The sequence below is a fragment of the Pseudomonas sp. PLB05 genome, assembly GCF_021106615.1.
Classification (GTDB): Bacteria; Pseudomonadota; Gammaproteobacteria; order Pseudomonadales; family Pseudomonadaceae; genus Chryseomonas; species Chryseomonas benzopyrenica.
In genome coordinates this window covers 1,178,512-1,201,151 of record NZ_JAJOHO010000002.1, presented here as the reverse complement: position 1 = coordinate 1,201,151, position 22,640 = coordinate 1,178,512, and the positions used below count along the sequence as shown (strand labels likewise).

General features: G+C 65.1%; 18 protein-coding genes and 1 riboswitch. Of the genes, 8 read left to right on the top strand and 10 right to left on the bottom strand.

The features are described from left to right. Window positions 1-194: 194 nt before the first annotated feature. A complete protein-coding gene (thiC, locus tag LRS53_RS12170; RefSeq protein ID WP_231356048.1) occupies window positions 195-2,072 on the bottom strand; it encodes a phosphomethylpyrimidine synthase ThiC in 1,878 nt (625 codons plus the stop codon). Between the two features lie 101 nt (window positions 2,073-2,173). Beyond that, window positions 2,174-2,300: riboswitch (TPP riboswitch) on the bottom strand. 109 nt (window positions 2,301-2,409) lie between these two features. On the opposite strand from thiC, the gene LRS53_RS12165 reads away from it, so the two are divergent. Then, window positions 2,410-3,906 (top strand): TolC family outer membrane protein, encoded by a 1,497-nt coding sequence (locus LRS53_RS12165; RefSeq protein ID WP_068383422.1) that lies wholly within the window; start codon window positions 2,410-2,412, stop codon window positions 3,904-3,906. On the opposite strand, the gene waaA is transcribed toward LRS53_RS12165, so the two are convergent. Genes waaA through LRS53_RS12150 form a run of 3 tightly spaced genes read right to left on the bottom strand, consistent with a single transcriptional unit; the run spans window position 3,852 to window position 8,164 of the window. After that, window positions 3,852-5,117, bottom strand: a complete 1,266-nt coding sequence (gene waaA, locus LRS53_RS12160) for a lipid IV(A) 3-deoxy-D-manno-octulosonic acid transferase (RefSeq protein WP_231356047.1) — start codon at window positions 5,115-5,117, stop codon at window positions 3,852-3,854. The two genes, LRS53_RS12165 and waaA, sit on opposite strands and share 55 nt — an antisense overlap. Before the next feature lie 48 nt (window positions 5,118-5,165). Then, complete coding sequence (locus LRS53_RS12155) at window positions 5,166-6,950, bottom strand: IlvD/Edd family dehydratase (RefSeq protein WP_068383429.1); 1,785 nt, start codon at window positions 6,948-6,950, stop codon at window positions 5,166-5,168. Between the two features lie 32 nt (window positions 6,951-6,982). Next, window positions 6,983-8,164 carry a fumarylacetoacetate hydrolase family protein gene (locus tag LRS53_RS12150; protein WP_231356046.1) on the bottom strand — a complete coding sequence of 394 codons (1,182 nt, stop codon included), beginning with the start codon at window positions 8,162-8,164 and terminating at the stop codon, window positions 6,983-6,985. A 107-nt stretch (window positions 8,165-8,271) separates the two neighbouring features. On the opposite strand from LRS53_RS12150, the gene LRS53_RS12145 reads away from it, so the two are divergent. Continuing rightward, window positions 8,272-9,219 carry a LysR family transcriptional regulator gene (locus LRS53_RS12145; protein WP_133862595.1) on the top strand — a complete coding sequence of 316 codons (948 nt, stop codon included), beginning with the start codon at window positions 8,272-8,274 and terminating at the stop codon, window positions 9,217-9,219. A gap of 166 nt (window positions 9,220-9,385) precedes the next feature. After that, window positions 9,386-10,750 (top strand): MFS transporter, encoded by a 1,365-nt coding sequence (locus LRS53_RS12140; RefSeq protein ID WP_231356045.1) that lies wholly within the window; start codon window positions 9,386-9,388, stop codon window positions 10,748-10,750. Here the strand turns inward: LRS53_RS12140 and LRS53_RS12135 are convergent. Both LRS53_RS12135 and LRS53_RS12130 read right to left on the bottom strand, forming a co-directional pair. Further along, the gene (locus LRS53_RS12135; protein WP_231356044.1) at window positions 10,747-12,033 is read right to left on the bottom strand and encodes an MFS transporter; all 1,287 of its coding nucleotides are present in this window, start codon (window positions 12,031-12,033) and stop codon (window positions 10,747-10,749) included. The two genes, LRS53_RS12140 and LRS53_RS12135, sit on opposite strands and share 4 nt — an antisense overlap. 223 nt (window positions 12,034-12,256) lie before the next feature. Beyond that, entirely contained in the window at window positions 12,257-13,141 is an 885-nt protein-coding gene (locus LRS53_RS12130; protein ID WP_231356043.1) for a LysR family transcriptional regulator, read from the bottom strand. Window positions 13,142-13,225: 84 nt separating this feature from the next. Here LRS53_RS12130 and LRS53_RS12125 point away from each other — a divergent pair, with 84 nt between their 5' ends. The 4 genes from LRS53_RS12125 to LRS53_RS12110 all read left to right on the top strand — a co-directional run bounded on the left by LRS53_RS12125 (window position 13,226) and on the right by LRS53_RS12110 (window position 16,602). Next, entirely contained in the window at window positions 13,226-13,558 is a 333-nt protein-coding gene (locus tag LRS53_RS12125; RefSeq protein ID WP_068383440.1) for a DMT family transporter, read from the top strand. A gap of 61 nt (window positions 13,559-13,619) precedes the next feature. After that, window positions 13,620-14,795 carry an NAD(P)/FAD-dependent oxidoreductase gene (locus LRS53_RS12120; protein WP_231356042.1) on the top strand — a complete coding sequence of 392 codons (1,176 nt, stop codon included), beginning with the start codon at window positions 13,620-13,622 and terminating at the stop codon, window positions 14,793-14,795. Then, window positions 14,792-15,607, top strand: a complete 816-nt coding sequence (locus tag LRS53_RS12115) for an aldo/keto reductase (protein ID WP_231356041.1) — start codon at window positions 14,792-14,794, stop codon at window positions 15,605-15,607. The genes LRS53_RS12120 and LRS53_RS12115 overlap by 4 nt, the downstream gene beginning before the upstream one ends. A gap of 98 nt (window positions 15,608-15,705) precedes the next feature. Then, window positions 15,706-16,602, top strand: coding sequence for a metal ABC transporter ATPase (locus LRS53_RS12110; RefSeq protein ID WP_231356040.1), 897 nt, complete (start codon window positions 15,706-15,708; stop codon window positions 16,600-16,602). Window positions 16,603-16,615: 13 nt separating this feature from the next. On the opposite strand, the gene LRS53_RS12105 is transcribed toward LRS53_RS12110, so the two are convergent. Next, a complete protein-coding gene (locus tag LRS53_RS12105; protein ID WP_231356039.1) occupies window positions 16,616-17,359 on the bottom strand; it encodes a TIGR00266 family protein in 744 nt (247 codons plus the stop codon). A 204-nt stretch (window positions 17,360-17,563) separates the two neighbouring features. Between LRS53_RS12105 and LRS53_RS12100 the strand changes: the two genes are divergently transcribed. Beyond that, the gene (locus LRS53_RS12100) at window positions 17,564-19,921 is read left to right on the top strand and encodes an FdhF/YdeP family oxidoreductase (protein WP_231356038.1); all 2,358 of its coding nucleotides are present in this window, start codon (window positions 17,564-17,566) and stop codon (window positions 19,919-19,921) included. Between the two features lie 646 nt (window positions 19,922-20,567). Here the strand turns inward: LRS53_RS12100 and LRS53_RS12095 are convergent. The 3 genes from LRS53_RS12095 to LRS53_RS12085 all read right to left on the bottom strand — a co-directional run bounded on the left by LRS53_RS12095 (window position 20,568) and on the right by LRS53_RS12085 (window position 22,523). Beyond that, complete coding sequence (locus LRS53_RS12095) at window positions 20,568-20,963, bottom strand: hypothetical protein (protein WP_231356037.1); 396 nt, start codon at window positions 20,961-20,963, stop codon at window positions 20,568-20,570. Window positions 20,964-21,070: 107 nt separating this feature from the next. Continuing rightward, window positions 21,071-21,688, bottom strand: coding sequence for a LysE family translocator (locus tag LRS53_RS12090; RefSeq protein ID WP_017640775.1), 618 nt, complete (start codon window positions 21,686-21,688; stop codon window positions 21,071-21,073). A gap of 49 nt (window positions 21,689-21,737) precedes the next feature. Beyond that, the gene (locus tag LRS53_RS12085; protein WP_231356036.1) at window positions 21,738-22,523 is read right to left on the bottom strand and encodes a 2OG-Fe dioxygenase family protein; all 786 of its coding nucleotides are present in this window, start codon (window positions 22,521-22,523) and stop codon (window positions 21,738-21,740) included. Window positions 22,524-22,640 lie beyond the last annotated feature (117 nt).

The following is a 22,640-nucleotide window of genomic DNA, read 5'->3' as shown; positions in this document are numbered from 1 at the left end:
GGTTCCATCGTCGAAGCCCAACGGTACGAGGTCGACCTGCGCATCGTTGGGCTTCGCTGCGCTCAGCGCCAACCTACGGTGGTTTGTCTGGAACCGTAGGTTGGGTTGAGACGGCTCCATCGTCGAAGCCCAACGGTACGAGGTCGACCTGCGCATCGTTGGGCTTCGCTGCGCTCAGCGCCAACCTACGGTCGTCAGACCTGCTTGTAGATCACCCCGCCTTCGTCCTTGAAGCGCGCCGCCTGTTCCTGGAAGCCGGCCTCGATGGCCTTCTGCTCGTCGGTCAGGCCGTTTTCCTTGGCGTAGTCGCGGACTTCCTGGGTGATCTTCATGGAGCAGAACTTGGGTCCGCACATGGAGCAGAAGTGCGCCACCTTGGCCGAGTCCTTGGGCAGGGTCTCGTCGTGGAAGGCGCGCGCCGTGTCCGGGTCCAGGCCCAGGTTGAACTGGTCTTCCCAGCGGAATTCGAAACGCGCCTTGCTTAGTGCGTTGTCGCGGATCTGGGCGCCGGGATGCCCCTTGGCCAGGTCGGCGGCATGGGCAGCGATCTTGTAGGTGATGATGCCGGTCTTGACATCGTCCTTGTTGGGCAGGCCGAGGTGCTCCTTGGGCGTCACGTAGCAAAGCATGGCGCAGCCGAACCAGCCGATCATGGCGGCGCCGATGCCGCTGGTGATGTGGTCGTAGCCGGGGGCGATATCGGTGGTCAGGGGGCCGAGGGTATAGAACGGCGCCTCGTCGCAGCACTCCAGCTGCTTGTCCATGTTTTCCTTGATCAGCTGCATGGGCACATGGCCCGGGCCTTCGATCATGGTCTGGACATCGTGCTTCCAGGCGATCTTGGTCAGCTCGCCGAGGGTTTCCAGTTCGCCGAACTGGGCGGCGTCGTTGGCATCGGCGATGGAGCCCGGGCGCAGGCCGTCACCCAGGGAGAAGCTCACGTCGTAGGCCTGCATGATCTCGCAGATGTCTTCGAAATGGGTGTAGAGGAAGTTTTCCTTGTGATGCGCCAGGCACCACTTGGCCATGATGGAGCCGCCGCGGGAGACGATGCCGGTGACGCGCTTGGCGGTCAGGGGCACGTAGTGCAGGCGCACCCCGGCATGGATGGTGAAGTAGTCCACGCCTTGCTCCGCCTGCTCGATGAGGGTGTCGCGGAACAGCTCCCAGGTCAGTTCTTCGGCGACGCCATCGACCTTTTCCAGAGCCTGGTAGATGGGCACGGTGCCGATGGGGACCGGCGAGTTGCGGATGATCCACTCGCGGGTCTCGTGGATGTGCTTGCCGGTGGACAGGTCCATCACGGTGTCGGCGCCCCAGCGGATGCCCCAGGTCAGCTTTTCCACCTCTTCCTCGATGGAAGAGCCCAGGGCGCTGTTGCCGATGTTGCCGTTGATCTTCACCAGGAAGTTGCGGCCGATGATCATCGGCTCCAGCTCCAGGTGGTTGATGTTGGCCGGGATGATGGCGCGGCCGCGGGCCACCTCGTCGCGGACGAACTCCGGCGTGATCTCCTGGGGAATGCTGGCGCCGAAGCTCTGGCCGCGGTGCTGGTTGCCGAGCAGGCCGGCGGCGCGGGCCTCCTGCAGCTTCATGTTCTCGCGGATGGCGATGTATTCCATCTCCGGGGTGACGATGCCCTGGCGGGCATAGTGCATCTGGGAGACGTTGCACCCGGCCTTGGCCCGGCGCGGCTGGCGCGCCAGGTCGAATCTCAGGGCGGCGAGGCTCGGATCGGCGAGCCGCGCCTGACCGAATTCGGACGAGAGCCCGGCCAGCAGTTCGGTGTCGCCACGCTCTTCGATCCAGCGCGAACGCACGTCCGGCAGGCCCTTGCGCAGGTCGATGCGGGCGGTCGGGTCGGTGTAGGGACCGGAGGTGTCGTAGACGAACACCGGAGCGTTCTTTTCACCGCCGAACGCGGTGGGGGTATCGGCGAGGGAGATTTCCCGCACCGGCACGCGAATGTCGGGACGCGAGCCGGTCAGATAGACCTTGCGCGAATTGGGCAACGGCTGGGTGGACTGGCGGTCGACGCGGGTGAAGTCGGTGACGTTGTTCTGCTTGTTCATCGAGGCTCTCCTGGTGGGCGCGTTGCCGAGGGAAGAACCTGGACGAAGGGTGGGCACGCAGGAAGACGCAAGCCCGGACGGATGGCGACCACGGAGACGAATGCGGACGCCCTCTTGTTCCCTACGCAGGTTGACGCACCGCCATGCGGCGCGCCTAGCCTGATCAGGTTCAACGGGATCCGGGACTACCCGATCTCAGCGCCTCGTAGCGCACCCCGACAAGAACGCGGCCAGTGTAAACCCAGACCGGCAGAAACTTCGACCGCTATTTCCTCTCCTATGGCGGATTCGGACGAAGTCACTACACTGGCCCGGTCTCTCAAGGAAGGCTCCCAGAATGCGAAGATTCCTGCTGCTCGCGGCGCTCTGCACCACGGCCGGTCTGGCCCAGGCCCAGGTGGCCGGCAGTGGCCTGCTCGACGTCTACCGCGAGGCGCTGGACAACAACGCCGACCTGGCCGCCGAGCGCGCCGGTCTCGGCGCCCAGCGCGAAGCGGTGCCCCAGGCACGGGCCGGCTTGCTGCCGCAACTCGGCCTTGGCGCCCAGTTCAACGACACCCACACCAGCCTGGAGCTGAAGGACAATCCCGCGCTGGGCGTCCAGGGTGGCCGCTACAGCAGCGATCGCAGCAGCCAGCTGATCCAGGCCACCCTCAGCCAGCCATTGTTCCGCGCCGACCGCTGGTTCCAGCTCAAGGCCGCCCAGGCCGCCACCGAGCAGGCCGAGCTGCAGTTTTCCGCCGCCCAGCAGCAACTGATCCTGCAGACCGCCGAGGGCTATTTCAGCGCCCTGCGCGCCCAGGACGCCCTGGCCACCGCCCGTGCCGAGGAAAAGGCGCTGTACCGCCAGCTGGACCAGTCCCGCGAGCGCTACAAGGTCGGCCTGACCGACGACACCGACGTGCTCCAGGCCCAGGCCAGCTTCGACAATGCCCAGGCCAACCGCTCGCAGAGCGAGCAGCAGGTGGCCGATGCCTTCCAGGCCCTGACTCGCCTGACCGATCGTGACTACGGCAGCATCGCCGGCATTCGCCACGACCTGCCGATCCTGCCGCCGCAGCCCAACGATGCGCGCCAGTGGGTGGACACCGCCATGCGCCAGAATCTGCAGCTGCTGGCCGCCGGCCAGGGCGTGAACGCGGCGCAGGAAACCCTGCGCCAGCGCCGCGCCGGGCACTTGCCGACGGTGGATGCGGTGGCGCGCTACAGCCACAGCGACAACGATGCGGTGAATCTGCCCAACGCCGAGCAGCTGGCGCTGTTCGGCAGCCCGGTTAACAGTCGCAGCATCGGTATCCAGGTGGAGCTACCGCTGTACAGCGGCGGCGCCACCAGCTCCCAGGCGCGTCAGGCCTACCAGCAGCTGGACCGGAGCGAACAGCAGCAGGAAAGCCTGCGCCGCCAGGTGGTACAGAACACCCGCAATGCCCATCGGGCGATCAACACCGATATCGAGCAGGTGCGTGCCCGACGGCTGTCCATCGCCTCCAGCCAGCGCGCCCTGAGAGCCACCGAGATCGCCTACCAGGTGGGCAGCCGCACCATCGTCGACGTGCTCGACGCCCAGCGGCTGCTGTACAACGCCGTGCGCCAGTACAACGACGCCCGCTACAACTACATCCTGGATACCCTGAGACTCAAGCAGGCGGCCGGCACCCTGGCGCCCAACGACCTGCTGGCGCTGTCGGGCTATCTCGACCCCCACTACGACCCGGATCGCGACTTCCTGCCGCCGGACCTGGCCAAGACCCGCGCCGACGTCCTGCCGGCGCGTTCGGCTCAGGGCGTGAGCAATTTATCCAGTCCGGAGAGCAGGCGCTCCAGCGCGCCCTGATTGGCGGCCAATACCGCCAGGCCGGCCTGACGGCGCCGCTCGGCTTCCGCCGGCTCGGCCCACAGTCGGGCCACGGCGGCGGCGATGGCCGAGGCTTCCGCTACCGTTTCCAGGGCGCCGGCGTCGCGCAACTGGGCGACGATGTCGAGGAAGTTGAACACGTGCGGACCGCTGAGCACCGGCACGCCGAGAGCGGCCGGCTCCAGCGGATTGTGCCCGCCGCGCTCGATCAGGCTGCCACCGACGAAGGCCACGTCGGCCAGGGCGTAGAGAAACAGCAACTCGCCCATGGTGTCGCCCAGCAGGACCTGGGTCTGCGGCTGCACCGCCTCCCCCGTCGAGCGCTGGATCACGCTGAAGCCTTCGCGGCGCACCTCGGCCAGCACCTCGGGAAAGCGTTCGGGATGACGCGGCACCAGGATCAGCAGGGCATCGGGGCGGGTGGCCAGCAGTTGGCGCTGGGCCTGGAGCAGGATCTCGTCTTCGCCGGCGTGGGTACTGGCGGCGATCCACACCGGGCGACGGCCCCAGCCCTGGCGCAGCGCAGCCGCGCGGGCCGGCAGCTCGGGATCGATGCGCAGGTCGAACTTGATGGAACCGGTCACCATGACCCGCTCGGCACGGGCACCGAGGGCGCGGAAGCGCTCGGCTTCCACCGGTGTCTGCACCGCCAGCCAGGCCAGTTCCGCCAGCATCGGTCCGGTCACCCCGCCCAGTTTCCCGTAGCCACGGGCGGAACGCTCGGACAGCCGGCCATTGGCCAGGGCGATGGGAATGTCGCGGCGCGCCGCCTGGTGGATGAGGTTGGGCCAGAGCTCGGTCTCCATCACCACGCCCAGGCTTGGCCGCAGCCGGTCGAGGAAGCGCCCGGCCAGCCCCGGCAGGTCGTAGGGCAGATAGCAGTGGTGGACGTCGCTGCCGAACAGGGCGCGAATGCGCTCCGAGCCGGTGGGCGTCATGCAGGTCACGGTGATCGGCAGATCGGGATGGCGCTGGCGCAGCGCACGGATCACCGGTGCGGCGGCGATGCTCTCCCCCACCGACACCGCATGCACCCAGATGCCGCCGGGCGGCACCTTTGGCAAGCCCAGCGCCAGGCGCTCGCCAATGCGTTGCCGATAGGCGGGCGCCTTGCGGCCGCGCCAGAGCAGGCGCAGCAGGATGAAGGGCAAGGCCAGGGTGAAGATCAGGCTATAGAGGGTACGGTTCATGGCGGCAGAGCTTAATGAAGCAAGGCCGCCAGTGCGAGCCTGTTCACTCTAGTGCGAGTGCCGCGGCACCCCGCCTTCGCGGGCGATCACCTTGAGATGCAGGGTGGCCGGTTCCAGGCAGCCGCCGGTGGAAAGCTGGCCCACCAGTTGCCGATAGAGCTCCTGCCAGGGGGTCTGGGCCGGCGGCAGGTTGGGCGTCCATTCAGCGCGACGGCGCTCCAGTTCGGCATCATCCAGCAGCACATCGACGCTGCGGGCATTGAGGTCCACGCGCAGCCGGTCGTTGGTCTTGAGCAGGGCCAGGCCGCCGCCCACCGCGGCCTCCGGCGACATGTTGAGGATCGAGGGACTGGCCGAGGTGCCGCTCTGACGACCATCACCCAGGCACGGCAGGGAGTCGATGCCCTTCTTGATCAGGGCCGCTGGCGGCGCCATGTTGACCACCTCGGCGCTGCCCGGATAGCCCACCGGACCGGCGCCGCGGATCACCAGGATGCAGCGCTCGTCGATGTCCAGGGCCGGGTCGTCGATGCGCGCGTGATAGTCCTCCGGACCCTCGAAGACGATGGCTCGCGCCTCGAAGCTGTTTTCCTTGCCGGGTTCGGCCAGGTAGGTCTGGCGAAAGGCCTCGCCCACCACCGACATCTTCATGATGGCACTGTCGAAGAAATTGCCGCTGAGCACGATGAAGCCGGCGCGGTGCTTGAGCGGCGCTTCGTAGGGCTGGATCACCGCGGGATCCAAGCTGGCCGCACCTTCGGCGATGGCACCGATGGTGCGCCCGGATACCGTCAGGCAGTCGCCGTGCAGGCGCCCCGCCTTGAGCAGTTCGTGGAGTACCGCCGGCACCCCGCCGGCGCGGTGGAAGCCCTCGCCCAGGTACTTGCCGGCCGGCATGCAGTTGGCCAGCAGCGGGATGTCCTCGCCCAGGCGCTGCCAGTCGTCCAGCGACAGCTCGATGCCCATGTGCCGGGCGATGGCGATCAGGTGCGGCGGGCAGTTGCTGGAAGCGCCCAGGGCCGACGCCACCACGATGGCGTTCTCGAAGGCCTCGCGGGTCATGATCTGCGAGGGGCGGACGTCGTCCAGCACCAGCTGGCAGATGCGCTTGCCGGTGGCATAGGCCATCTGGCCGCGCTCGCGATAGGGCGCGGGGATGCTGGCGCAACCGGGTAGCGACATGCCCAGGGTCTCGGCCAGGGCATTCATCGACAGGGCCGTGCCCATGGTGTTGCAGTGGCCCACCGAAGGCGAGGCGGCGGTGGTCAGGGCCATGAAGCCCTCGTAGTCGATCTCGCCGGTCGCCAGCAGGTTGCGCGCGTGCCAGAGCACGGTGCCGGAGCCGATCAGCTCACCCTTGAAATGCCCGTCCAGCATGGGCCCACCGGACAGCACGATGGCCGGCAGGTCGGTGGTGGCCGCGGCCATCAGGCAGGCCGGGGTGGTCTTGTCGCAACCGGTGGTGAGCACTACGCCGTCCAGGGGAAAGCCGTGGAGGATCTCCACCAGGCCGAGGTAGGCCAGGTTGCGATCCAGGGCCGCGGTGGGGCGGCGACTCTGCTCGGCGATGGGATGCACCGGGAACTCCATGGGGATGCCGCCCGCGTCGCGGATACCGGCCTTGACCCGCTGGGCCAGTTCCAGGTGATGACGGTTGCAGGGGGTGAGGTCGCTGCCGGTCTGGGCGATGCCGATGATGGGGCGACCGGACTGGAGTTCGTCGCGGGTCAGGCCGTAGTTCATGTAGCGCTCGACATAGAGCGCGGTCATGTCGGCGTGGGCGGGATCATCGAACCATTGCTGGCTGCGCAGCGGGCGTTTGGCGGAAGTCATGATGGTCTCTAGTTGTTATTAGGAAAGAGCGGTTAGCGACCCAGCAGGCCGCGGGCGGCCAGGTTGTGCATCAGGGCACCGAGGCCGAAGCGCCAGGCCGGGGCCTGGTCGCTGGTGGTCACCCTATTGTGCAGGGTTCCCAGCAGCGGGCTGGCGATGCTCACCACGTCACCCACCTTGTGGGTGAAGCCGCCGCCCGGGGCGTCACGGTCCTGGGTCGGGGCGAACAGGGTGCCGAGAAACAGCACGAAGCCGTCGGGATACTGGTGGTTGGCATTGAGGGTCTGGGCGGCGAGATCGGTGGGATCACGACTGATCTGCGCCATGGAGCTGCTGCCATTGAGGTGAAAGCCGTCTTCGCCCTGGACTTCCAGGGTCACCACGCACTGGCGGACCTGGTCGAGATCGAAGGTCTCGTCGAACAGGCGGATGAAGGGCCCCAGGGCGCAGGAGGCGTTGTTGTCCTTGGCCTTGCTCAGCAGCAGGGCGCTGCGGCCCTCGATGTCGCGCAGGTTGACGTCATTGCCCAGGGTGGCGCCATGCAGGCGGCCGCGGCTGTCCGCCACCAGCACCACCTCGGGCTCGGGATTGTTCCACTGGGACACGGGGTGGATGCCGATGGCGCTGCCGCTGCCGACCGCGGCCAGCACCGGCGCCTTGGTGAAGATCTCGGCGTCCGGGCCGATGCCCACCTCCAGGTATTGCGACCACATGCCCTTCTCGATCAGCAGCGTCTTGAGCGCCTGGGCGCGCGGACTGCCCGGCTCCAGGCCCTGCAGATCCGCGCCGATCACCGCCTGCACCTGCTCGCGGATGGCCACGGCGCGCCCAGCATCGCCGCCGGCCTGCTCTTCGATCACCCGTTCCAGCATGCTGGCGGCAAAGGTCACCCCGGCGGCCTTGATCACCTGCAGGTCGGCCGGCGGCAGCAGGTGCAGGCGGCTCGGATCAGCCTGTTCGCCGCTGTTGGCCAGCAGGTCATCGAGGCTGCCGAGGTAGCGCCCGGGGGTATCGCGCAGGGTCTGCAGCGGCGCCTCTTCCTCGAACAGGGCGCTCAGCGTGGCGAAGCGTGCCGAGACATCGAAGACGCCGTCCTCGCGCAGCACCACGGGCGAGGGACCGGCCAGCGGACCGGGCACCCAGGCACGACCGACCAGGGTGCCGGCCAGGCCATCGGTGGGAAGGGTGTTGCCAGGCGAGAGACGAAGGGACATGGGCAGGACTCCAGGGCTGATGGGTCCACGCTAGGCAGCCAGACTGATAAACTCAAATGGGCTTATTTCATCATTCGATAACCTGCACTTATCGCCTGGAGGCATACGTGTCCGAGCCGTCGTTCAGCCAGATCAGCCACTGGCTCAAGTTTCGCCACCTGCTGCTGATCGACACCCTGGGGCGCACCCGCAACATGCACCTGGCGGCGCAGCAGATGAACCTCAGCCAGCCGGCCATCAGCAAGATGCTCAAGGAGCTCGAGCACCTGCTGGGCTTCGCCCTGTTCGAGCGCCAGCCGCGCAGCATGCCGCCCACGGCGCTGGGCGAGCACGTGCTGCGCTATGCCCGGGTGGCGCTCAACGATGCCCGCGACTTCGCCGAGCAGATCGACAGCCTGAGACGCGGCGGCCACGGCCAGCTCAAGGTCGGCGGCATCTTCGCCGCCACGGCGGTGGCGCTGCCGCAGGCCATCGTCGCGATCAAGCAGCGCTGGCCGCTGCTGGCCATCGAGGTGGTGGAGCAGACCAGCGATCACCTGATGGAGATGCTCGACGACAAGCTGCTGCACCTGGCGGTGGCGCGCTTCACCGACGAAGCCCAGGCCCAGCGCTTCGACTTCCAGCCCCTGGCGCCGGAGCCCTTCCGCTTCGTGGTCAACGCCGATCACCCGCTGGTGGGCAGCGGGCCCGTGGGCCTCGACCAGGTGCTGGCCTGGCCCTGGATCCTCTATCCCAAGGGCACGCCCATCCGCGGGCGCATGGAGCGAGCCTTTGCCGCCGCCGGCCTGCCGGTGCCGAGCAACACCATCGACACCATCTCCATGCAGACCTTTCTCCAGGTGCTGCGCGCCGGCCCAATGATCGGCATGCTGCCGGAGGCCATGGTCGAGCCCTATCTCGCCAGCGGCGCGCTCAGTGCCCTGGAGCTGCCACTACACCTGCCGGCGCAGGACTACGGCATCCTCACCCGCAAGGGCGAACCCCTCGGCGAGGCAGCGCGGGAATTCGCCGCCATCCTGCTGAGCCATGCCGGTCGCGAGGAGTCCGCAGCCTAGACAGCTCGATAACGCACCGTTATCGAATGATCCGCAAATGCCATTGGGAAAGAATCGCTCCCGCTCCTAGAGTGGCCAGGCGATTCAGACGGCCACCCCGCATCCCCGGCCGCCTTCGACCTCTTCAATAACAACAACGGGCCCCAAGGCCCCGAAGGTCATTCCCATGTTCGAGACCACCGCTCCCCAGGGCGCCGCTGGCGACGCCTTCGAAGAACGCACCTACCGCAAGGTGGTGCTGCGTATCCTGCCGATCCTGCTGCTGTGCTACATCGCCGCCTACCTCGACCGGGTCAACGTCGGCTTCGCCAAGCTGGACATGCTCGACGACCTGGGCTTCAGCAACACCGTCTATGCCCTCGGCGCCAGCATGTTCTTCTGGGGCTACTTCCTCTTCGAGGTCCCCAGCAACCTGCTGCTGCATCGCTACGGCGCGCGCTTCTGGATCGCGCGCATCATGCTGACCTGGGCGATCATCTCCATGGCGGTGGCCTTCACCCAGCCGCTGGCGCAATTCTTCGGCCTGCAGTCGAGCACCCTCTTCTACGTGCTGCGCTTCCTGCTGGGCGTTTGCGAGGCGGGCTTCTTTCCCGGGGTGATCCTCTATCTCAACTACTGGTTTCCGACCCGCCGGCAGAGTCGGGTGATGTCGGGCTTTCTCATCGCCCTGCCCTTCAGTCTGAGCTTTGGCGGCGTGCTTTCCGGCTGGCTGATGAGCAGCCTGCACAACTGGCACGGCCTGGCCGGCTGGCAGTGGATGCTACTAGTGGAAGGGGTGCCCTCGATCATCATGGCGGTGGTGGTGTTCTGCTGCCTGAGCGACAACATTGACAAGGCGCCCTGGCTGAACGCCCGGGAAAAGGCCCTGCTCAAGCGCAACCTGGACCAGCACAACGCTGGCAAGGCGTCGCGGCTGAGCGAGGTGTTCTTCAACCCGCGGGTCTGGCTGCTGGTGTTCATCCTGCTGACCTTCAACACCGGCTTCTATGGCCTGGCCTTCTGGATGCCCTCGATCATCAAGAACGCCGGGGTCAGCGGCAGCCTGCAGATCGGCCTGCTCACCGCCATCCCCTACAGCGTCGCCCTGGTGGTCATGCTGCTCAACGCCCGTCATTCGGCGCGCACTGGTGAGCAGCGCATGCATGCGGCGGTACCGGCCTTCGTCGGCGCCCTGGGGCTGGTGCTGAGTGCCTGGTTCATCCACAACATCGTGCTGTCGATCTTCTTCCTCACCGTGGCCGCCTCGGGGCTGCTGGCGCTGATGCCGATCTTCTGGTCGCTGCCCGGCACCCTGCTCTCCGGCGTCGCCGCGGCGGCGGGCATCGGCATGATCAACGCCATCGGCAACCTCTCCGGCTTCACCGGCTCCATGATCACCGCGACCATGGAAACCCTCACCGGCGACATCAACAACGGCACCTATGTGCTCGGCGCCTGCCTGTTCGTCAGCGGTCTGCTGATCCTGGCGATCCCGGCGTCGATGCTGCAGCGCACGCCGACCGCCGTACCGCTCGACCTCAAGCCCGCCTAGCCCGCCTCGGGCACGGCCGCGCGCCCGGCACCCGCGGCGCGCGGTCGCCCGATCCCCAGCGCCATTACCGCCGCGACGATGCCGGTCAGCCCAGCCAATACCAGGGCCTCCTGGTAGGAACCGAAGTGCTCGCGCAGGGCGCCGGCGAGAAAGGCCGCACAGGCGGCGCCGAGCATGTGCCCGCAGAATACCCAGCCGAACACCACCGGCGCGCTCCTTTCACCAAAGCTCTGGTTGGTCAGCTTGACCGTGGGCGGCACGGTGGCGATCCAATCCAGCCCGTAGAAGATGCCGAACAGCAGCAGTTGCTCGGGGGCGAAGCCGGAGAACGGCAGGTAGATCAGCGAGAGGCCGCGCAGGCTGTAGTAGACGAACAGCAGCCGGCGCGGATCGTATCTGTCGGTCAGCCAACCGGAAGCGGTGGTGCCCACCAGGTCGAAGATGCCCATCAGCGCGAGGATGCCGGCGGCCTGCACCTGGGACAGCCCGTGGTCGTGGCCCATGGCGATGAAGTGGGTGCCGATCAGGCCATTGGTGGTGAAGCCGCAGACGAAGAAGGTCAGGAACAGCAGCCAGAAATCGCGCCGCCGACTGGCCATGGCCAAGGTGCCAAGGGTCACGCGAAACAGATTGCCCGGTGCGGTGGCGACCGGCGCCTGATAGTCCGCCGGGGCGCCATGGGGCTGCAGGCCGACGTCCGCAGGACGCTCCGGCAGCAGCCAGGCCACCAGCGGGATCAGCGCCGCGCTGGCCACGGCCACGGTCAGCACCACGGTCTGCCAGCCTTCCTGACTGGCGAGATGGGCCAGCAACGGCAGGAACACCAGGTTGCCGGTGGCGGTGCTGGCCGCTAGCAGGCCCATCATCAGGCCCCGGCGGGCGACGAACCAGCGATTGACGATGGCGGCGCCCAGCACCATGGCCACGCAGCCCGTGCCCAGGCCGCTGAGCACGCCCCAGGTGGCCACCAGGTGCCAGGGTTCGCGCATCAGGGTGCTCAGGGCGGTGGCCAGGCTGATCAGGGTCAGGCCGCCGAGCAGGGTACGGCGGATGCCCAGGGTCTGCATCAGGGCGGCGGCGAAGGGCCCGACCAGGCCGTAGAGGAAGATGCCCACGGCGGCGGCGAAGGACACGCTTTCGCGGCTCCAGCCAAAGGTCTCCTGCAACGGCAGCAGCAGTACACCAGGGGTGGACCTCACCCCGGCCGAAACCAGCAGGGCGAGAAAGATCAGCGCCAGGACGACGAAGACATAGCGCTGGCCGAGGGCGGGAGGTGTGGTCATGGCGATCATCCCGGATCGAGGAGGAATGACCTGAGTATCGCAGCGCTCGCGCCTTGGCGCGGGTCAAATTACCCCACGGATCTGGCCAGGATACAACTTTCATAGGAAGAGCCCGTGGGCGAGCGCTGAAGGTCCGTCTTGTTGGGCTTCGCTGCGCTCAGCGCCAACCTACGGGCGCTCCGCGTAGGTTGGGTTGAGCACAGCGAAGCCCAACACGTCACGCTCAACCAATCGCCCGCAACTCTTCGGCCAGCCGCTGCGCCAGCCAGCGCGCGGCCGGCCCCGGCGCGGCGTTGCGGCGCCAGGCCAGCTCCACCACCAGGGCCGGCGGCACCCAGTCGCAATCCAGCTCAGCCAGCAGGTCCTGGTACGAGGGATAGCGCGCCACGTGCCGCGGCAACCAGCCCCAGCCCAGGCCGCGCATCAGCAATTCGGCGAGCAGATAGAAGCTGTCGGCGCGCCAGACCTGGGGCGCGATCTGCTCGCCACCGGGATAGGGATTCTCCAGCGGCGCGATCAGCAGCTGACGGTGGCGGGCCAGTTCGCGCCGCCCTACCCCACGCTGGCTGGCCAAGGGATGCTGGGCGCCGCAGGCGGTGACCTGGGCGACATCACCCAGGGCCTGGCGCTCCAGGGCCTGGGGCATGTGCTCATGGCGAAACAGCAGGCCGAGGTCGGCCTGGTCGGTGAGCAGCTTGCGCGCCACGTCGCCCTGGGCGCCGCTGGTAAGCTGGACTTCCAGGTGTGGGAAGGCCGCCGCCAGGGCGTCCAGCGCATCGAGCACCGGCTGGTAGGGCATGGCCTCGTCCAGCGCCAGGCGCAATAGCGGTTCCTGACCGGCACAGAGCGCCTGGGCGCGACTGTCCAGCCGCTGGCACTGGCGCAAGACCTCACGCGCCTCCTCCAGCAGCGCCAGACCGGCCGCGGTGATGACCGGCGTGCGGCCATTGCTGCGCGCGAACAGCGCGACGCCCAGATCGGTCTCCAGCAGGGCGATGGCAGTGCTCACCGCCGATTGCGCCCGTCCCAGACGGCGTGCCATGGCCGAGAAACTCGCGCCCTCGGCGATGCCGACGAAGATCTCCAACTGCTCAAGATTCCACTGCACGACCCATCTCCCTAACAGATAGGTACTAACTTTCACCTATCGGCACGCAAGGCACAATGAGGGCACTCGACAGGAGGAATCATCATGAGCGGATACATCTACCTGGCCATCGCCATCGCCGCCGAAGTCGTCGCCACCACCTCCATGAAGGCCATCAGCGGCTTCAGCAAGCCGTTACCACTGTTTCTGGTCATCACCGGCTATGGCCTGGCCTTCTGGATGCTGACCCTGGTGGTACGCAGCATTCCCGTGGGCATCGCCTACGCTATCTGGGCCGGGCTGGGCATCGTGCTGGTCAGCATTGCCGCGGCGGTGCTCTACGACCAGAAGCTGGACCTGCCGGCCATGCTGGGCATGGGCCTGATCGTCGCCGGCGTGGTGGTGATCCAGCTGTTTTCCGGCAGCACCGGGCATTGAGACCAGCGGCGGCGAGGAGCGTGTAAAATCACTCCTTTGCCGATTATCCAGCAGGCCGTTCATGTCCCAACCCTGGTCCACCGATATCCTCATCGTCGGCGGCGGCGTCGCCGGCCTCTGGCTCAACGCCCGTCTCAGACGCGCCGGCTACGCCACCGTGCTGGTGGAGACCGGCGCCCTGGGCGGCGGCCAGAGCGGCAAGTCCCAGGGCATCATCCATGGCGGCACCAAATATGCCCTGACCGGGATGCTCACCGGTGCCTCCGAGGCCATCGCCGACATGCCGCGGCGCTGGCGCGAAAGCCTGGCCGGCAGCGGCGAGCTGGATCTTTCCGGCGTGCGCCTGCTCTCCGAGGCCCACTACCTCTGGTCGCCCGGCAGCCTGGCCGGCAACCTCACCAGCTTCTTCGCCAGCAAGGCGGTGCGCGGTCGGGTGGATGCGGTCAAGGGCGACGAACTGCCACCGGCCCTGCGCGACCGCGCCTTCAAGGGCAAGGTCTATCGCCTGGCCGAGCTGGTGCTGGACGTACCCAGCCTGGTCGCACGCCTGGCCGAACTGGCCGGCGACAGCCTGCTGGCCGGGCATGACCTCCAGCCCCTGCGCGAAGACGGTGAGCTGACCGGTCTGGTGGTGGACGGCCAGGCCATCCGCGCCCGCCGCATCGTGCTCACCGCCGGCGCCGGCATGGCCGATCTGCTCCAGGCGCTCCATCTGGAACAACCGGCCATGCAGCGCCGCCCGCTGCACATGGTGGTGGTCAAGGGCCCCATGCTCAAACCCCTCTATGCGCACTGTCTGGGTGGCGGCCCCAAGCCGCGGGTGACCATCACCAGCCACCCTACCGCCGACGGCCAGTGGCTGTGGTACCTGGGTGGCGACCTGGCCGAAGCCGAGGGCGTGGCCCGTGAGCCAGCGGCGCAGATCGCCACGGCACGGGAAGAACTGCAGCGCCTGCTGCCCTGGATCGATTTCGCGGGCGCCCAGTGGGCGACCCTCCGGGTGGACCGCGCCGAACCAGCGCAATCCGGCCTGGTGCGCCCGGACAACGCCTTCCTCGCCGAGGAAGGCCGCCTGCTAGTGGGCTGGCCGACCAAGCTGGCGCTGTCGCCGGATCTGGCCGACCGGGTCCTGGCCAATCTCGACCGCGATGGCATCGCGCCGGGACAGCACCCCGCCCTGCCCGTCCATCCGCACCCACCAGTGGCCGCGCCCTTCTGGGAGGAGCTGCTGCCATGAGCCTGCGCACCCTGCACGGTCTGCAACGTCCGCTGGGCAGCACCGGTCTCGAGATTTCCCCCCTGGGCCTGGGCACGGTCAAGTTCGGCCGCGACCAGGGCGTGAAGTATCCCAATGGCTTCACCATCCCCGACGATCGCACCGCCGCCGACCTGCTCAGCCTGGCTCGCGAGCTGGGCATCAACCTGCTGGATACCGCCCCGGCCTATGGCCGCAGCGAAGAGCGTCTGGGTCCGCTGCTGCGTGGCCAGCGCCAGCACTGGGTGATCGCCAGCAAGGTCGGTGAGGAATTCGAAGGCGGACTGTCCAGCTTCGACTTCAGCCCGGCCCATACCCGCCGCTCGGTGGAACGCAGCCTGAAGCGTCTGGAAACCGACTGGCTGGACCTGGTGCTGGTGCACTCCGACGGCAACGACCTGAGCATTCTCGAAGACAGCGGCTGCTACGAGACCCTGGCCGAACTCAAGCGCGAAGGCCTGATCCGCGCCTTCGGCTTTTCCGGCAAGACCGTCGCCGGCGGCCTCAAGGCCCTGGAGCGCGGTGATTGCGCCATGGTCACCTTCAACCTCAACGAAGACGCCGAGATCCCGGTGATCCAGGCCGCCGCCGCGCAGGGCAAGGGCATCCTGATCAAGAAGGCCCTGGCCAGCGGTCACGCCGTACTCGGCGCCGGCCAGGATCCGGTGCGGGCCAGCTTCGCCCGGGTCTTTGGCGAGCCCGGGGTGAGCAGTGCGATAGTCGGCACTATCGATCCCCTGCACCTGTCACATAATGTCCGTACCCTGGCCGAAGTGATCACCGCTCGGCCCTGATCCAGAGCGTTTCGCTGAAGCCTTGCCTTCGTCCACTGGACGCCCTGCCCGATCGCCCGGGACGGCGCGTCCGCGGCACACTACAACAGGAGTCGGCCATGCCCCAGCTCATCGCCCGCCACAATCCCAAGGCGTTCAAGACCCTGCCCCTTTCGGTCGAGGCCAATCATGACGGCCTCACCTACCAGGCCCTCGGCCAACCGCTGAATTTCAGCGAGATGCTGGAGCGGCGCAAGCCGATCGAGATTGAGGATGCCCAGCACTTCAGTGCGAAGCTCGCCAACCTGGGCGTCTCGGTGCGCCTGACGTTGAACTGGCAGGGCCAGGACCACTGGCTGCTGGTGCGCCAGCGCCGGCCCGATCGGGGCGACGTGGTGCTCAAGCTGATCTCCGGCTATATCCCGACCCACGAACTGGCCCTGCCGCTGCTCACCGCCGTGCAGGAAGTGGCCGAGGAGTGCCTGATCGAGACGCCGCGCGGCTGGCTGGCCGGACGCTTCGCCGACACCTGGCTGCCGACGCCCTATGCCCCGGCCCTGCCCTATCGCGAGGACGTGGCCTTTCGCCTGACCCCGCGCTCGGGCGCGGCGCGGCCGGTGCGCTGCGGCAGCCTGGCGCTGCTGGAGCGCCCACGCGCCTATGTGCACACCCCCACCGCATCGCTGCAACTGGTCTATGACCTGCTGCTGGAGCTGCCCAAGGAGTGCAAGGCGCCGAGTCTGTTCCACGTCGACGAGAAGATCGAGAACGGCCAGTTGCTCGCGCGCCTGGCCCGCCAGCGCCCGGATCTCTATCTGGTCGCCCTGGACGACGGCAAACCCACCGGCGAGCTCTACACTCTGTCGGTCGGCCAGCGTCTGCCGGTGTCGACCCGCGGCCTCTGGCTGTCGGAAAGCTTCGCCCGCCAGGACGGCTGGCTGGTCCACGACAGCCGGGTGCGCTGGCGCGACTGGCTGGAGCGCATGGCGCCGCAGAGCGCCCTGCAACGGGCCTAGGATACAGGGAGAACTAGTCGCCACCCGCGCGGCGTTCGCCGACACCGCCGCCGGCCGCGGCCTGGACCCGGCCGGCTAATCGCGAAAAGGGCAGTGTCTGGATCCACACCGTGCCGTGACCGCTCAGGGTCGCCAGCACCAGGCCTTCGCCGCCGAACAGCATGCTGCGCAGGCCACCGGCCAGCTTGATGTTGTAGTCGATGCCACTGGTGAAGCCCACCAGGCAGCCGGTGTCCAGGCGCAGTGTTTCGCCCCTGAGTTCCTTGCGGATCACCGTGCCCCCGGCATGCACGAAGGCCATGCCATCGCCTTCCAGCCGCTGCAGGATGAAGCCTTCGCCGCCAAAGAAGCCGGCGCCCAGGCGCCGGGTGAAGGCAACGCCGATACGGGTGCCCTTGGCCGCGCAGAGAAAGGAGTCGCGCTGGCAGAACAGGGTGCCGCCCAGGGCTGCCAGATCCAGGGGGATCACCTGACCCGGATAGGGCGCGGCAAAGGCGACATGGCGCTTCCCCCGGCCTTCGTTGGTGAAATGGGTCATGAACAGCGACTCACCGCCGAGCATCCGCTTGCCGGCACCCCAGAGCTTGCCGAGCAGTCCGTCGGACCCATCGCCCATACGTGCGGTGAAATCGATGTCAGCCTCCATGTAGGTCATGGCACCGGCCTCGGCGATCACCGTCTCGCCGGGATCGAGACCGATCTCCACCGCCTGCAGGGATTCGCCGAGGATACGATGGTCGAGGATATGGCTGGCCATGGTGAGCTTTCTCGGTAGCTGCGGAAGCGTCCAGCCTAGCAGTCACCGGCCGCCTTGGCGCGCCCCTTCAGGCGGGTGAACGGCGCTTCGCTGTCCGCTCGCACTCGTCGGCCCGGCAGCCAGATGGTGGAACGCCAGCCCGCTTCCAGGGTTCACCTCTAGGTACCCGCCGGCTTCCTGTCCGGCTCAGTTCCAGAGGTGAACATGACCAAGCAATCCGCCCATTCCCCCGCTCAACCCCTGCACGGCACCCAGGAGCACGGCAGCGCCGGGGGCTGGGGTGCGCTCAATGCCGTGACCCAGCACCTGAGCCGCCAGAAGGTGTTGATGCGCGGCAACAAGGCATTGCTGACCATGAACAAGCCGGGTGGCTTCGACTGCCCGAGCTGCGCCTGGCCCGATCCGAAGACCCCGCATACTTTCGAATATTGCGAGAACGGCGCCAAGGCAGTGGCCTGGGAGGCCACCCGTAAACGCACCACCCCGGAATTCTTCGCCGCCCATACCCTGACCGAACTGCGTACCTGGACCGACCATGACCTGGAAGACCAGGGCCGTCTCACCCACCCCATGCGGTACGCCGCCGCCAGCGACACCTACCGCCCGGTGAGCTGGGCGGACGCCTTCGCCGAGATCGGCACCGAGCTGCGCGCCCTGGACGATCCCTGGAAGCTGGAGCTCTACACTTCGGGCCGCTCGTCCAACGAGTCGGCCTTTCTCTATCAGCTGTTCGGTCGTCTCTACGGCATGAATAATTTCCCCGACTGTTCCAACATGTGCCACGAGACCACCACCACCGCCATGCCAGAGAGCATTGGCGTCGGCAAGGGCACCCTGGACCTGGAGGATTTCGCCCAGGCCGATGCCATCTTCATCATCGGCCAGAATCCTGGTACCAACAGTCCGCGAATGATGAGCGAACTGCACGACGCCGTGCACCGCGGCGTGCCCATCGTCACCTTCAATCCGCTGCGGGAAAAGGCCCTGGTGCGCTTCGCCTCGCCCCAGGCCGTGCGCGACATGGCCTTACCGGGCGGCGGCGTGGCCATCAGCTCCCAGTACCACCAGGTGCGTATCGGCGGCGACATGGCGGCCATGCAGGGGCTGTGCAAGGTCGTCATCGAGGCTGACGACGAAGCGCGCCGCAGCGGCGCCCCGCGCATCCTCGACGTGGCATTCATCGAACAGCATTGCGTCGGCCTGGAAGCCTTCGCCGAACACTGCCGGGGGCTGAGTTGGGAGCGCCTGGAGCGCTATTCAGGCCTGACCCAGGCGGCCATGCGGGACGCGGCTCAGGTCTACATGAAGGCCGAGCGGGTGATCGCCTGCTGGGGCATGGGCGTGACCCAGCACCGCCGCGGCGGCGATGTCCTGCAGCAGATCATCAATCTGTTGCTGCTGCGCGGCAATGTTGGCAAGCCTGGCGCCGGCCCCTGTCCCATACGCGGCCACTCCAACGTCCAGGGCGACCGCACCGTGGGCATCTACCAGAAGCCCAAGGAACCCTTCCTGGCGAGGCTGGACCAGGCGTTCGACTTCCAGGCACCACGCGAGGGCGGCGACGACGTGGTGGAGTGCTGCGAAGCCCTGCTGCGCGACGAACCCCAGGCCTTCATCGGCCTGGGCGGCAACTTCTTCCGCGCCATTCCCGACATCGACCGGGTAGCGCCCCATGTCGCCAACCTGCGCCTGACAGTGCAGATCGCCACCAAGCTCAACTGGAGCCATACCCTGCACGGTCGCAGCACCTTCCTGCTACCCTGCCTGGGCCGCACCGAACGCGATGTTCAGACCAGCGGGGTGCAGACCATCACCGTGGAAGACTCCATGTCCATGGTGCACGGCTCAACCGGTAGCCTGGAACCGGCCTCGCCGGAACTGCTGTCGGAGATCGCCATTGTCGCCGGCATCGCCAAGGCGACTCTGGGCGAGCGCTATCCCCATATCGATTGGGACGCCCTGGTTGGCAATTACGCGCTCATCCGCGACAAGATCGAGGCGGTGCTGCCCGAACAATTCGCCGACTACAACGCCCGTATCGAACAGCCTGGCGGCTTCCGCCTGCCCAATGCGGCCCGTGAACGGAAATGGGACACCCCCAACGGCAAGGCCAACTTCCTCTTTCCCGGCGACGTGCTGGACGAGGACGACAGCCCGCCGGATGCCGAGCATCTGCAGCTGATGACGATCCGCAGCCACGACCAGTTCAACACCACCATCTATTCCAATCGCGATCGCTACCGCGACATCGACGAACGCATGGTGGCCATGCTCAGCCCGGAGGACATGCGCCGCCATGAGGTGCAGGAGGGTGACTTCATCGACTTCGTCGGTGATGCCCTGGACGGCTATCCGCGTCGGGCCGGGCCCTTCAAGGTCATCGCCTTCGACGTACCGGCCGGTTGTTGCGCCGCCTACTATCCCGAGACCAACAGCCTGGCGCCGCTGGCCAACCACGACACCCGCAGCCATACCCCGGCGTCGAAGTCCTTGCCGGTAAGAATTGAAAGGCTGAGTCAGGAACAGGCGATGCAACGGCGGGGGTTGATTGCGGCGGGATAGTCCTACGCGGCTACAGATCAACTCACGGAGTTCTCTTCACGCCGCCAGAGACTCAAGGTTTCCAGAGACTTGGTAGTCCTGAGCTGATTGGTTAAGTCAACTGCACTGCCTGGCAAAAGACCAACAAGATCCAGGCTGTGATTGCTGATCCTGGATAACCCTGGCGTAAGACGCCACATGCGGTGATAAGGAGGCCGCGGCCATGCGAGGCGCTTCCGTACGCCTGTAGTCCCCTGGCCATTGATTAAGGCTCAAGGGTAGGCGCAAATGAAGAGAGGGCGGGCTCTGGCGTTGTCGTGTCCAGAAAGGTCCCCATGCCTGCCTACGCTTCGCCTTGTTTGATCTCGAAAAACCTAGTGCGAATATGAGTTAGGGACCAATCACCTGGCTTCGGTCGGGAATGAATTTTCGCACACTTACATCAGGTCTTCTGCATATCTTGCCGGCCTAACCAGAGCCTTGTTCATAAGCTTGCGAAACAAGGAGCAACGCTCTGGATGCAACTGCGTAAACAATTGCCAAGCCTGTCATCATGAATGTTAAAAACCATGCCATCGTATTAATGGAATCAGGTGCCACCAAGTTAGTGACACCAATCATGAACGCCCCATAAAGCAGCGGGATTAATGAAAGGCAGAAGGCAATTTTAACCAGCCTCTTGAACTTTAAAATAGATTCGAATTTTTTCACCGCACTGCGCCACTCTGCCAGCAGCATTCAGCTTTAGCAAAGCTCGAATCAAATCATAAATTGAAGCGGCGCCACCTATAAAGCAAACCCAAGCCATAGGGTCGTTCAGCATAAACTTAGACTGAGAGCCGAAGAAATACAAAACCAAGTAACCAATGGGTGCAACCAATAGGAAAAACACAACACCATACATATCGAAGGCGACATCGATGAATTGCTTCCTACTGTCTCCGCTCAGCTTTCGACTAATACGCCAGTACATAAGCGGCGTGATCAATATCACTATCACAAAGACAAAGACAAAGGCTGTAGACACCTGAACCCATTCCTTGGCATAGAAGCTTTCGAACATCAGAACCTATCCTTACAGAAATACATAGAAATTAGCATCAGGAGGCACTATTGTTCTGATACAGCATGTGGTGTCTGCCTCTGACCTGTCCGTTCGCGAACCCCGTATCACCGGAGAGTAGTAGGCATTAAAAGCATGGCGCCGAGTATCATCAGCGCGGCGCCGATGACCCTGTCTAGTACGATTTGCTTGCTAAGCATCTTCTGACGGAGCATCTCTGCAGAGAAAAAGATAGCGACGAGACTGAACCAAGCCCAGTGAGAGAACGACATGAACAGACCGTAGGCGAAGTTTGTGACAAGAGAGCTGTCAGGCTTTACCACCTGAGTGTAGGTCGACACAACGAACAGCATTGTCTTCGGATTGAGGGCATTGGTAAGAAATCCCATCCGAAAGATCGACAGTAGGCGCTCAGATGTTCCAAAGCCAGCATTGAGGTCAACTCGGTTTTTGTTAGTGAATGATTTTATACCTATATATATCAGGTAGGCTGCCCCGAGCAGCTTCATAGCGAACAGTAGGCGAGGTGACTGCACAATCAACAGGGCGATACCGAATACTGTGTAGAAGACGTGTATCTGAACACCACAAGCAATACCCAAAGCTGCTGTCAGGCCGGCCTTTCGACCGTGCAGAAAGCTGTTACGGGTTACCATGGCAAAATCGGGGCCCGGGCTGATAACTGCCAATATGGTGATCAATGCTACAGCTAGAATTTCGTTCATGTCGATCCTTTATGATGGACGAGCCTGAATGGCCCGTCCATGAACGGCTCTACTTTTTATTGAAAGTAATGACCAAGACGTCTCGGTAGGCTTCTCGTTCGGTATCGAGCTGGATAATTGGCGTTACGCCGTGCATTACCCTTTCATCATTCACGATAGCAACGTCCATAGGGCTGGTGAGCGTGAAGGCAGTCAGCCGCCTCTTTTGCCTATCGTGTATAGATGTCTCACCGTTAACGACATTAACTCGATTGATCAACATCATGAATACGAAATTTACGCCGTCACGATGTACACCTTCGGGGGTGGGCGAGGAGCTCTGGCCTGGCTTGGCGTAGATCCGAAATTGATGAACCTCAATATGCCAAGAAAAAAACGGAGTGAGTTGTCCAAATGCTTCGCAGCACAGCCTCATTGAAGCGAGGAACGCTCGATTGTTGATCGTACCCGGATCAATTGGCGAAAAGTGCCGAGCGATATCGCCGTTGAGCTGATTGTAATCCAGGCTTTGATAGTGAGGCTGATGCGGAACAAGCTCGACCGATACGCCCAAAGGGTCAGCGTGAAAAGTTGCATGCCGACGATAGCGATAACTACCGCCGTCCCTCATGTAGCCATCCTGCTCCAAGAGATTCCAGCTTTCTTGAAACGCAGTCCATTCTTCCAAAAAGTCTTCATCCTGTTCAGCTAGCAGCTTGGACGTACGCCTTGCCGGCAGGTTTATAAAATCATTTTTGGCGATATTTTTGCACAGGTCCTCAACCCCTTTACGGACGCCGGCAAAGCTGTGACTGGAACGATTGGCAGATTGAGCAAAACTAGAGGTGCTATCCATATCACTGTCCTAGATGTGTTCATAGAAGCTTTTTTTCCGAGTGGCTGCTGGATGATGCCTTGTTGCTTACCGAGATAAAAACGATTTAAAATCGCCTAACCTGTTCCATTTCGTTGC